The sequence below is a fragment of the Brevundimonas sp. genome (assembly GCF_052436175.1).
Taxonomy (GTDB): Bacteria; Pseudomonadota; Alphaproteobacteria; order Caulobacterales; family Caulobacteraceae; genus Brevundimonas.
Genome location: NZ_JBQVNM010000078.1, coordinates 1 through 11,212, shown reverse-complemented (window position 1 = coordinate 11,212; position 11,212 = coordinate 1). Strand labels below are relative to the sequence as shown.

Annotated in this window: 14 protein-coding genes and 1 pseudogene; 10 read left to right on the top strand and 5 right to left on the bottom strand. The window is 66.0% G+C overall.

All coding sequences use genetic code 11. From position 1 onward, the window contains the following. Together ACT6QK_RS13610 and ACT6QK_RS13605 are read left to right on the top strand one after the other, a co-directional pair. Positions 1-426 (top strand): annotated as a pseudogene (locus ACT6QK_RS13610) (DNA polymerase III subunit gamma/tau); the annotation flags it as partial. A 147-nt stretch (positions 427-573) separates the two neighbouring features. Continuing rightward, complete coding sequence (locus ACT6QK_RS13605; RefSeq protein ID WP_444598365.1) at positions 574-1,302, top strand: hypothetical protein; 729 nt, start codon at positions 574-576, stop codon at positions 1,300-1,302. Positions 1,303-1,388: 86 nt separating this feature from the next. On the opposite strand, the gene ACT6QK_RS13600 is transcribed toward ACT6QK_RS13605, so the two are convergent. Further along, a complete protein-coding gene (locus tag ACT6QK_RS13600; protein ID WP_444598364.1) occupies positions 1,389-2,000 on the bottom strand; it encodes a malonic semialdehyde reductase in 612 nt (203 codons plus the stop codon). Positions 2,001-2,125: 125 nt separating this feature from the next. Here ACT6QK_RS13600 and ACT6QK_RS13595 point away from each other — a divergent pair, with 125 nt between their 5' ends. From ACT6QK_RS13595 to ACT6QK_RS13560, 8 genes are all read left to right on the top strand, one after another. Further along, on the top strand, positions 2,126-2,455 hold the full coding sequence (locus tag ACT6QK_RS13595) for a YbaB/EbfC family nucleoid-associated protein (RefSeq protein WP_444598363.1): 330 nt from the start codon (positions 2,126-2,128) through the stop codon (positions 2,453-2,455). 4 nt (positions 2,456-2,459) lie between these two features. Further along, positions 2,460-3,077 carry a recombination mediator RecR gene (recR, locus tag ACT6QK_RS13590; protein ID WP_444598362.1) on the top strand — a complete coding sequence of 206 codons (618 nt, stop codon included), beginning with the start codon at positions 2,460-2,462 and terminating at the stop codon, positions 3,075-3,077. Positions 3,078-3,089: 12 nt separating this feature from the next. Further along, positions 3,090-3,566, top strand: a complete 477-nt coding sequence (locus tag ACT6QK_RS13585; RefSeq protein ID WP_444598361.1) for a DUF29 domain-containing protein — start codon at positions 3,090-3,092, stop codon at positions 3,564-3,566. Positions 3,567-3,782: 216 nt separating this feature from the next. Continuing rightward, on the top strand, positions 3,783-5,018 hold the full coding sequence (rmuC, locus tag ACT6QK_RS13580) for a DNA recombination protein RmuC (RefSeq protein ID WP_444598360.1): 1,236 nt from the start codon (positions 3,783-3,785) through the stop codon (positions 5,016-5,018). 109 nt (positions 5,019-5,127) lie between these two features. Continuing rightward, a complete protein-coding gene (locus ACT6QK_RS13575) occupies positions 5,128-5,586 on the top strand; it encodes a hypothetical protein (RefSeq protein WP_444598359.1) in 459 nt (152 codons plus the stop codon). An 11-nt stretch (positions 5,587-5,597) separates the two neighbouring features. Continuing rightward, positions 5,598-5,792 carry a helix-turn-helix transcriptional regulator gene (locus tag ACT6QK_RS13570; protein WP_444598358.1) on the top strand — a complete coding sequence of 65 codons (195 nt, stop codon included), beginning with the start codon at positions 5,598-5,600 and terminating at the stop codon, positions 5,790-5,792. 1 nt (position 5,793) lies between these two features. Continuing rightward, a complete protein-coding gene (locus tag ACT6QK_RS13565; protein ID WP_444598357.1) occupies positions 5,794-6,396 on the top strand; it encodes a hypothetical protein in 603 nt (200 codons plus the stop codon). A 56-nt stretch (positions 6,397-6,452) separates the two neighbouring features. After that, entirely contained in the window at positions 6,453-7,424 is a 972-nt protein-coding gene (locus ACT6QK_RS13560; RefSeq protein ID WP_444598356.1) for a TraB/GumN family protein, read from the top strand. Positions 7,425-7,501: 77 nt separating this feature from the next. On the opposite strand, the gene ACT6QK_RS13555 is transcribed toward ACT6QK_RS13560, so the two are convergent. The 4 genes from ACT6QK_RS13555 to ACT6QK_RS13540 form a co-directional block, all read right to left on the bottom strand. After that, positions 7,502-7,762 (bottom strand): Txe/YoeB family addiction module toxin, encoded by a 261-nt coding sequence (locus ACT6QK_RS13555; RefSeq protein WP_444598355.1) that lies wholly within the window; start codon positions 7,760-7,762, stop codon positions 7,502-7,504. Further along, entirely contained in the window at positions 7,759-8,004 is a 246-nt protein-coding gene (locus tag ACT6QK_RS13550) for a type II toxin-antitoxin system Phd/YefM family antitoxin (RefSeq protein ID WP_444598354.1), read from the bottom strand. The genes ACT6QK_RS13555 and ACT6QK_RS13550 overlap by 4 nt, the downstream gene beginning before the upstream one ends. A gap of 46 nt (positions 8,005-8,050) precedes the next feature. Beyond that, positions 8,051-9,217, bottom strand: coding sequence for an acyl-CoA dehydrogenase family protein (locus ACT6QK_RS13545; RefSeq protein WP_444598353.1), 1,167 nt, complete (start codon positions 9,215-9,217; stop codon positions 8,051-8,053). A 147-nt stretch (positions 9,218-9,364) separates the two neighbouring features. After that, positions 9,365-11,149: an acyl-CoA dehydrogenase C-terminal domain-containing protein gene (locus ACT6QK_RS13540; protein ID WP_444598352.1), complete on the bottom strand. Its 1,785-nt coding sequence runs from the start codon at positions 11,147-11,149 to the stop codon at positions 9,365-9,367. Positions 11,150-11,212 lie beyond the last annotated feature (63 nt).

Below are 11,212 nucleotides of genomic sequence, written 5' to 3'. Positions count from 1 at the left end.
GTGGTCGCCCCCGCCCTGCCGGACCCGCAGACCTTTGAACAGGTCGTGGCCCTGATCGGCGAGAAGCGCGAGATCGGCCTGCAGATGGAGGTCGAACGCTATGTCCGCCTCGTCTCCTTCAAGCCCGGCGCCATCGTCTATGAAAGCCACCCGGACGCGCCCATCGACCTGGCCCGCAAACTGGCGTCGCGGCTCAAGGACTGGACCGGCAAGACCTGGCTGATCGCCGCCAACGGCCAGGGCGGCGGCGAGACCCTGATCGAGGCCGACCGTCGGCGAAAGGTGGCCGAACGGGCCGAGGTCGAGGCCGATCCCTTCGTTCAGGCGGTGATGGAAGCCTTCCCCGGCGCCCAGATGGACTTCAAGGTCATCGCCCCCGCCGTCGAGATGCCGGCCATCCCGGACGAGACGGACGACGAGGACTGAAAGGTTTCGACGGACCCGAAGACGGCTTTCGACCCATAGCCGTCATCGATCAAGTCTGCCTGTGGGCGTGGCTAGTGATGCCAAGTTGTTCACACAGCCTCAGACGACGCCGCTAGGCTGGCGCGCATAACAGGATGGCGTCCGGCAATGGGCAGCGAGATAATCTTCATCATCCCGCCGATGCTCGCATTCGCCGCTTTGGCGACGCTCGGCGGCACGATTGTTCTCTGGCTTGTGTGGATTGGCGCGCGCCGATGGGGTCCTGTCTCATGGCGAAGAGGGTCGTCGCGCTTTCCGGTAGGAGCGATTGTTGCGGTGCTCCTTGCCATCTCATTGCCTGTCGGCTGCATACGGGCCTTCCAGCCGATCCCCCAGCCCAAAAGCGCGAGGACAGTGGCCGCCTTCGAGGTGCCGCTCAGGACGGCGGCCGACCGAGCCGATTTCCTCACAATCCTCACTGCCGAGGCGGCTGCCGAGGGTATGGACGTAAAGGTCGAGACGGCATCGGACATGGACCGCTGGGCCAAGATGTCGCCGCGCCTTCGCAGATCGATACACGCCATCGTCTATCGCGGCGGTGATTTCCGCCAGACAGAAGCACGGGTCTCGGACGAATCTCACGTCGGCTATGCGTGGATATCCTTCAGTCGAGGTGAAGACCCAACGCTGGCCCAGCGCTTCCGGGACCGGCTCATGTCACAGACCGTTGAGCGTTGGCCAGAGACCCTGAGCGTGCCGGTCGCCCGGACAGGATCTCTTCCGTTCCGGGAAGACCTGATCCGAGGCGATGACGGCTATAAAATCGATCCCGCCAAATCGTCGGGATACATCTGTGGCACCGCTCCAGGTAACGCCCCCAAGTCGGCCTGCGATTAGGCGACAGAAAGCCCATGTCCGCTTCCCACCCAAAGCGGAACATCGGCGCGTCCGTTCCCGGATGCGCCGATGTTCGTTCTCGCGCGCTAGAGAATCTTCGCCGCCGTGTCGAAGTCCAGACGCGGCGAGCGGGGGAAGAGGTTCTCGTCCGTGCCGTAGCCCAGATTGATGACGAACGACGGCTGCCAGGTCGTGTCGGCCAGGAACTCGGCCTTCACCCCGTCGGCGTCGAAACCGATCATCGGGCCGACGTCCAGGCCCAGGGCCCGGGCGGCGATCATGAAATAGCCGGCCTGGAGCGAGCTGTTCAGCACGCCGGGGGCCTTGCGGGCCTCCGCATCGCCGAACCAGTCCTTCGCGCCCGGATTGTGCGGGAACAGGAAGGGCATGTGCTCGTGGAAATCGCCGTCGAAGGCGATGATGACATTGACCGGGGCCTGAAGCGTCTTCTCGCGATTGCCCTCGCTCATGAAGGGCGACAGGCGGGCCTTGGCCTCGGGCGAGGTGATGAACAGGAAACGGGCGGGCGTGGAGTTCGCCTGGGTCGGGCCATACTTGGTCAGGTCATACAGCTTGTGCAGCAGTTCCGGCGCGACCGGGCGGTCCGAGAAGGCGTTGCGGGTGCGCGCCTCGGTGAACAGCTGGGCCAGGGCGGTCTCGCCCAGGGCGGCGTCGCGGGTGGAGGAATCATAAGCCATGGGAGGCGTGTCCGATTGATTGGTAACAACGATGGTTGCAAAATAGGCTTGTCCCGCGCGGGCGCAAGGCAAGAGTTCGAAACGCTTGGTTTTGTTTCCGGCGCGGACGCCTTATCTATCCGGTCATGAAAGACCTCAACGCCCTGATGCAACAGGCCCAGGCGATGCAGCAGCGGCTGCAGGACGCCCAGGCGAAAATGGCCGAATCCTCGGCGGAAGGCTCCTCCGGTGGCGGCCTCGTGACCGTGGCCCTGAAAGGCCCCGGCGAGATCACGGCCGTGAAGATCGACGACAGCCTGCTGACGCCCGGCGAGGGCGAGATTCTGGCCGACCTGATCATCGCCGCCCACGCCGACGCCAAGCGCCGTCTGGACGAGATCAACAACGGCCTCATGCGCGACGCCGCCGGCCCGATGGCGGGGATGAACATCCCCGGCATGCCCAAGCTGTTCTGACCTCTTGGCCGCCTCCGCCGGACCCGAGATCGAGCGACTGATCGCCCTGCTGGCCAAGCTGCCGGGGCTGGGTCCGCGCTCGGCCCGGCGCGCGGCCCTTCAACTGCTGAAGCGGCGCGACCAGCTGCTGGTTCCCCTGGCGGCGGCCATGACCGAGGCGGCGGAGAAGGTGGTGTCCTGTTCGGTCTGCGGTGCGCCCGACACCCGCGACCCCTGCTCGATCTGTTCCGACGCCTCGCGCGACAATGGCCTGATCTGTGTGGTCGAGGAGGCCGGCGCCCTGTGGGCCATGGAGCGGTCCGGCGCCTTTCGCGGCAAATACCATGTGCTGGGCGGCCTGCTGTCCGCGCTGGACGGAGTCGGGCCCGAGGCCCTGCGCGTCGCCGAACTGGTCGGTCGGGCTCGGTCCGGGGAGAGTGAGGGCGGCGCGGTGCGCGAGGTCGTCCTGGCCCTTCCCGCTACGGTCGACGGCCAGACCACGGCCCATTATCTGGCTGAACGGCTGACGGGATCGGGGGTGGAGGTCACGTCTCTGGCGCGTGGCGTGCCGGTCGGCGGCGACCTCGACTGGCTCGACGACGGCACCATCGTCCAGGCGCTTCGGGCGCGACGACCCGCGTGATATAAGGCCGCCATGGCCGACGATCTTCAAAAGCCGACAAGCCTGTACGACCGCGACATCGTCGCCTGGTCCGAGCAGCAGGCCGTTGCGTTGCGGGCCCGGAAGGGCGGCGACAATGCCCTCGACTACGACAATCTCGCAGAGGAGATCGAGGACGTGGGCAAGTCGGAACAGCGCGCCTGCCGCAGCTTCGTCGAGCGGATTATCGAACATCTGCTCAAGCTTCAGTTCGTCGATAGCCCCAATGATCGGGCCCATTGGCGCGGCGAGATTCTGGCCTTCCGCAACAGTCTTGAGGACGCCCTGACGCCGACCATTCGCAGCCGGCTGCCCGCAGAACTCCCCGACCTGACCGCGCGTCAGATCAAGGTGCTGGCCCGCAAAGAAATCCTGGCCGATCCGGAGGGCGTGAAAGCCCGCGTTGGCGACGGGTACGACTGGGCCCAAATCACCGATCCGGACTGGTATCCGCCAACCGACGAGGGTTGAGCCGCCAAAAGGTCGCTGTCGGTGATCCATCGTCGCCCGTAGAACGCGCCCCGGCCGACATCATCGCTCCGACCGTTCCTGACGCAGGCGTCTGGCAGGACGCAAGAATGACCGTGCCCGCCGCCCCTTGGCTTATCCGATCGCATCGGACGGTGTCTTCGCCGTCCGGACGGACCGGTCTGGTTGCTTCCTGCGACTCCCGCTAAGGAACGGAGCATGAACATGATCGAGATCGTCCTCGCCGTCCTCATCGTCGCCTTGGGCGGGGGGTTTCTGTGGGCCTTCATGGGCTGGCAGAAGGCGAAGTCGGCGTTGGATGTGGCCGAGCACCGCATCGAACTGATCGAGGACAGCCGCTCGACCATGAGCGAACTGGTCCGCGCCCAGGCGGCTCAGTCGGCCCAGGCCGTGGCCGACCAGATGGTGACCCGCGCCACCGAGACCTTCCGCGCCCAGGACCGGGTCGCGCGCGAACGGATGGAGGCCCAGCTCAAGCCTGTGGCCGACACCCTGAAGGCGTTTCAGGAGCATGTCTCGGCGCTGGAGAAGGCGCGTAACGAGGAGACCGGCGGGCTGAAGGAGCAGTTAGCCCTGCTGATGACCGCCTCATCGGCTACGCGCGACGAGGCCCGGCGGCTGACGGAGGCGCTGAAGGGCAATACCGGCCGGCGCGGCCGCTGGGGCGAGCAGACCTGCCGCAATGTGCTGGAGGCCGCCGGCATGGCGGGCCGGTTCGATTTCGAGGAACAGACCTCGGCCGCCAATGACGAGGGCCGCCAGTCGCGACCGGACTTCATCGTCCGCTTGCCCGGGGGCGGCATGTTCGTGATCGACGCCAAGGTGTCCCTGGCCTTCGGCGATGAAACGGACGGGGACGAGGCGGCGCAGGCGCGGGCCATGTCGCTGCGCACCGCCGCCAGCATGAAGACCCATGTCCGCCAGCTGGCCTCCAAGGGTTATCAGGACCAGTTCAGGCCCAGCCCCGACTTCGTCGCCATGTTCGTGCCCGGCGACGCCTTCCTCGCGGCGGCCCTCGACCACGAGCCGGACCTGATGAGCCAGGCGATGGAATCCCGCGTCGTCATCGTGACCCCGACCACCCTGTTCGCCCTGTGCAAGGCCGTGGCCTATGGTTGGCGGGCCGAGGAGCAGACCAAGAACGCCGAGGACGTCGCCCGCCTCGGCAAGGAGCTTTACAAACGTCTGTCGGTGATGGGCGGCCATGCCGCCGCCGTCGGCCGGGCGCTCGATACGGCGGTTGGGAAATACAACCAGTTCGTCGGCTCGCTGGAGAGCCAGGTCATGGTCTCGGCTCGCCGGTTCGAGGATCTGAAGGTCGATCACGAAGGCAAGGATCTGCCCGAACTGCCGCCGGTCGATCAGGCGCCGCGCACGCTCAGCCGGCCGGAGCTGGTCGCGCCGGAGCCCATCGGGCGGATCGCACCGAACTAGCCTCGCTGCGCCATGCGCGCCAAGCGTGTTTGTCATCATGACAATGATGCTTGACATGATGCGTCAAGTTTCGTAAAGGGTGCTTGTCTTTCACGACGGAGCCCTTTCAATGTCGCCACGCGCGAGAAAACTGATCTTCCTGCTGGTCGGCAGTTTCGTGGGCATCATGGCGCTCGGCTTCCTCGCCGGCGTCGCCGCAGGCTACTGGAGCGCCCACACGGGCGGATCCCAGGATACGGCGATGGTCTGGGGCATGGGGGGCTTCGTCACCCTGGCCATGGTCATCGCCATGGTCGTCAGCGTGATCTGGATGCGCTCGATCGACGAGGCGGCGCGTGAGGCGCACAAGGCGGCCTGGTTCTGGGGCGGCACCGGCGGGATGAGCGTCGGGATGATCGCCATCGTCCTGGCCTCGCTGCCGCCCGCCGAGCGTTTCGTCTTCCCGTCCTGGTTCGACGGCCGCACCGACCCCGCCGCCTATGCGGCCACCGGCGCCTTCGGCATCCTGTTCCTCATGCTCATCGGCTACGCCATCGTCTGGGCGTGGTGGTGGCTGGCGCGGCGATAGGGGGCGGTCAGATGAACAACCGCCTCAAGGTCCTGCGCGCCGAGCGCAACTGGAGCCAGGCCGAACTGGCCGACAAACTGGGCGTGTCGCGCCAGACGGTCAATGCGCTGGAGACCGGCCGTTACGACCCCTCTTTGCCGCTGGCGTTCAAGATCGCCCGCGTCTTCGCCCAACCTATCGAATCCATCTTTTCCGACGGAGAGTGATATGACCGACCTGCCGTCTCCCCAACCCTCAACCGACCGGAAACGCCCGCTGTGGCGGACCCTGCTCGGCGTCGCCGGCCTGGCTGTGCTCGGGGGGCTGAGCGGCTATGCCCTGGGCGGCTTTGGCCACGACGCGCTTGGGCGCTGGGACGACGAGATCGCCATGGTCATGGCCTTCGCCCTGACCGCCATGGCCCTGATCAGCGCCGTGGTCCTGGCGACCCGTCCGCGCGACGTTCCAAAGGGGTGCGGTCTGCTTCAGATCGCCGTGCTGGCCCTGGCCGCGGTCATGTTCGTGCTGCCGGTATTCGGCACGCGGATCCTGGCCCCGAATGTCGTGTTCGGGCTCGTCGTCGGCCTGCTCGCGGTCCAGAGCGTCGCCAATCTGATGCTCTGGCGCGCCGCCGACGAGATGCTGCGTCGTGTCATGGCCGAAACCAGCGCCATGGCCTTCTGGGCCCTTCAAACCGCCCTGTTCGTCTATGCCGTCGCCGAGCGCCTCGGCCTGGTGGAGGGTATCACGGCCTGGGGCATGACCGGCATCCTGATGGGCGTTTATCTGGTCGCCTCGATCGTCGCTTCGCTCCGTCGGGGCATCACCTGATCCGCTTCGCCGACCAATCCTTCGTTCACTGATCCTCCCTGATGAAAGCTTTCCCCATGTCCGCATTCTCCAGCATCCGCGCCACGGCGCGTCGCCTGACCTCCACCGCCGTGGGCGCGGCCCTCGGTTTCGCCCTGACCGCCGTCCTGGTCACGGCGCCGATGGAGGCGATCGCCCAGACCGAAGCCGCGCCCGCCGCCCCGGCGGCGACGCCCCAGGCTTCTGGCCAGGGCCCGGCCCTGTGGGTCATCAAGGACGCCGATTCGACCCTCTATCTGTTCGGCACGGTGCATGTGCTCAAGCCCGACACGGCCTGGGGCTCGGCCAAGGTGGACGCCGCGCTCGACAGCGCGTCGGACGTCTGGTTCGAGATTTCCAACCCCGACGATCAGGCGGCGATCATTCCCCTGATCCAGCAATACGGCGTGTCGCCGGCCACCCCCCTGTCCAGCTTGCTGACGGCCGAGGAACTGGCGGATCTGGACACCGCCGCGAAGGCCATCGGCGCTTCGGGCGCCCAGCTGGACGCCTTCCGTCCCTGGTTTGCGGGCCTGACCCTGTCGATGGCCCCGTTGGTGAAGGCGGGCTACGACCCCGCCTCGGGCGTCGAGATGACGCTCAAGCCCCGCGCTGTCGCCGCCGGCAAGACGATCCACGGGCTGGAGACGCTGGACAAGCAGGTCAAGATTCTGGCGACCCTGCCGGAGGACATTCAGCTGGAGTTCCTGCGCGCGACGCTCAGCGAGTTCGACGAGGCCGCGACGCAGCTGGACCAGATGGTCGATGCCTGGGCGACGGGTGATGTCGAGGCGCTGAACCGCGTCGCCGTCGTCGAGATGAAGACCGAGGCGCCCCACATCTATGACGTCCTGCTGGTCCAGCGGAACACCGATTGGGCTGACCAGATCCAGACCATCCTGGCGGGGTCGGGCACCGGCTTCATCGCCGTCGGCGCCGCCCACCTGACCGGCGAGGACAGCGTCCAGGCCATCCTGGCCAAACGCGGCGTGGTCGCCGAGCGTCAGTAGATCAACACATAACGCGAACCCTCCATGCCAAAGGCGTGGAGGGCGACGCCCTTGGTTCTCACATCAGGCCGGAAAGCCTATTTCGTGTAGTGATAGCGGCACTGGGCGATCTCGAGACCGGTGTCGGTGGCGCGATAGATCAGCCTGTGTTCCTGATCGATCCGGCGTGACCACCAGCCCGAAAATTCGCCCTTCAACGGTTCAGGCTTGCCCGTCCCGGAAAACGGCGTCCGCAGGCATTCCTTGATGAGGGTGTTGATCTTCTTCAGCACCTTGCGGTCCTGAGTCTGCCAGTAGAGGTAGTCTTCCCACCCCTCGTCCTGGAAGATGAGCTTCATTCAATGAGCTCGCGCGCCTGACCCTTGCCTGCATCGAGTTCAGCGATCGCCTTACGAAGACGGTCAGCATTGGCCGGACTGCGCAGCAGGTAGTCGGTCTCCTGCCAGGAGGCGAAGTCCTCCAGCGACATCAGAACCGCCGCCGGCTTGCCGCCTTCACGGGTAATGATGGTGTAGTCATGGTCGGCCGTGACCCGGTCCACGGCCGCCGCGAGGTTCTTGCGCAGTTCGGTGATCGACATGGCGTTCATGTCGCGAATGTACGCGTTTACGTACGCGAAAACAAGATTACAGCGACCGGGCGATCAGCAGCTTCATCACCTCATTGGTGCCGCCGTAGATGCGCTGGACGCGGGCGTCCTTGTAGAGCTGGGCGATCGGATATTCGGTCATGTAGCCGTAGCCGCCGAACAGCTGGAGCATCTCGTCGATGACCTCGCCCTGAATGTCGGTGACCCAGTATTTGGCCATGGACGCGGTCGCGGCGTCGAGCTGGCCCTTGAGGTGCAGGCCGACGCAGTGGTTCACGAAGACGCGGGCCGCCGTCAGCTTGGTCTTGATTTCGGCCATCTTGAACTGGGTGTTCTGGAACTCGATGATCGCCTTGCCGAAGGCCTTGCGGCCCCGGACGTAGTCGAGGGTCTCGCGATAGCCGCGCTCGGCGGCCGCTACGCCCTGGACGGCGATGTTCAGACGCTCCTGCGGCAGCTGCTCCATCAGGTGATAAAAGCCGCGACCTTCGGCGCCGCCGATGACGTTCTCCAGCGGCACCTTCACATCATTGAAGAAGAGCTCGGAGGTGTCGTTGGCCTCCATGCCGATCTTGTGGAGGTTGCGGCCGCGCTCGAAACCCTCCGCGCCGTCGGTCTCCAGGCCGATCAGGCTGATGCCCTTGGCGCCTTCGGACGGATCGGTCTTGGCCACCACGATGATGAAGTTGGCAAGCTGGCCGTTGGTGATGAAGGTCTTGGAGCCGTTCAGAAGGTAGTGGTCGCCCTTGTTGATGGCGGTGGTCTTGACCCCCTGCAGGTCCGACCCGGCGCCCGGCTCGGTCATGGCGATGGCGCCGACCAGTTCGCCGGTGGCCAGACGCGGCAGCCAGCGCGCCTTCTGCTCCTCCGTGCCGTAGTGGTGGATGTAGGGAGAGACGATGGCGTTGTGCAGGGAGATGCCGAAATGGTCGGCGCCCTTCCAGCCCAGCTGCTCCATCAGCACGACCTCATGCCGATAGTCGCCGCCCATGCCGCCGTGCTCCTCGGGCATGGACAGGTTCAGCAGGCCGGCCTCGCCCGCATCGGTCCACAGCGAGCGCGGCACCGAGGAGGCGGCGATGAACTCGGCCATCTTCTCGGGCGGGGCGTGGTCGTCGATCCAGCGGCCGACCGAGTCGTTGAAGAGGACGATCTCCTCGTCCTGCATGAAGTCGGGCAGGGGGACGTTCAGCGGGCTGGACATGGCGTTTCCTTTTCTGGCTGCCCCGGGCGTTCAGGGGCAGGGATCGTCTGTGCGATCCGGGCGCAATAAGTTCACTAATGAAAGTGACTGGTCGTCGTCAACAACGACGACGCCCTCCCGCCGACGGCGAGAGGGCGTGGCGTCGGATCAGAAGGCGTCGGCCGGCATGGCCATCAGCACGTCGGCGCCGGTCTTGAGCTTCTTCAGGAGCATGTCCGCCTCGGGCAGGATGCGCTCGACGAAGTAGCGGCCGGTGGCGATCTTGTTGGCGTAGAAGGGATCTTGCGAACCGCCGTCGATCGCGCCTTGCGCCTTCAGGGCCATCAGCGACCACATATAGGCCAGGGCCGTGACCCCGAAGAGGTTGAGGTATTCGCTGGAGGCGGCGCCCGCGTTATCCGGGTTGGCCATGCCGTTCTGCATCAGCCACATGGTGCCTTCCTGCAGCTTCTTCTTGGCGTCGGTCAGCCCGTCGATGAAGGGCTTGATCGGGCCCTCGCCGCCATGCTCTGCGGTGAAGGCGTCGATCTCCGCGAACCAGGTCATGATCGCCCGGCCGCCGTTCGACGGCAGCTTGCGGCCGACGAGGTCCAGGGCCTGAATGCCGTTGGTGCCTTCGTAGATCATGGTGATCCGCGCATCGCGCAGATACTGGCTGGCCTGGAAGTGCTCGGTATAGCCCGAGCCGCCGTGGACCTGCATGCCCAGCGAGGCGGCATGGAAGCCCTTGTCGGTCAGATAGGCCTTCACGATCGGGGTCAGCAGGGCCATGTAGTCCTTGGCCTTGGTCGCGGTGGCCTCGTCGTCGGACTTCTCCAGATCGGCGTGAAGCGCGGTCCAGAGGATGAAGGCCTGGCCGCCTTCGACGAAGGCCTTGGCCTCCAGTAGCATGCGGCGCACGTCAGGGTGGACCATGATGGAGTCCGCCGGGCCGTCGGGGTTCTTGGGTCCGGTCAGGCTGCGGCCCTGGAGGCGGTCTTTGGCGAACTCGACGGCGGCCTGATAGGCGGCCGTGCCGATGGCCAGGCCCTGCAGGCCGGTGCCCAGGCGGGCCTCGTTCATGACCACGAACATGTTGTTCATGCCCCGGCCTTCCTCGCCGATCAGCCAGCCGACGGCGTCGTCATACTGCATGACGCAGGTGGCGTTGCCGTGGATGCCCATCTTGTGCTCGAGGCCGGCGCACATCAGCGAGTTGCGTTCGCCGATCGAGCCGTCCTCGTTGACGAGGAACTTCGGCACGAGGAAAAGCGACAGGCCCTTGATCCCCGCCGGCGCGCCTTCGACGCGGGCCAGGACGGTGTGGATGATGTTGTCGGTGAAGTCGTGTTCGCCGGCCGAAATCCAGATCTTCTGCCCGGTGATCCGGTAGGTGCCGTCGCCCTGCGGAACGGCCTTGGTGCGCACCATGCCCAGGTCGGTGCCGCACTGGGGCTCCGTCAGGTTCATCGTCCCACCCCACTCGCCGGTGGCCATCTTGGGCAGGTACTTGGCCTTGAGTTCGTCGGAGGCGCTGGCGTGGATGCCGGCGTATGCGCCCGCCGTCAGGCCCGGATACATCGAAAACGCCGCCGAGGCGCCCGCCGTGAACTGGCCGAAGGCCGAAGCCAGGACATAGGGCATGCCCTGACCGCCATAGGCCGGATCGGCCGCCAGGGCGGGCCAGCCGGCCTCGACCATGGCCTGATAGGCTTCCTTCCAGCCCTTGGGCCCGGTCACCACGCCGCCCTCGGCCCAGTGACAGCCCTCCTTGTCGCCCGAATGGTTGATCGGGGCGATGACCTCCTCGGCGAACTTGCCGCCTTCCTCCAGAACCTGGGTGACCAGATCGGACGAGATGTCGGTGAAGCCGGGCTGGTTCGTGTAGCGGTCGATATCCAGCACCTCGTTGACGATGAAGGTCAGGTCGCGGACGGGGGCTTTATAGGCCATGGGGCTCAGGCTCTCGCTTTGAAGGGGTGGCGCTGGAACGCCGGGTGCTGGTCGGGATGGTGA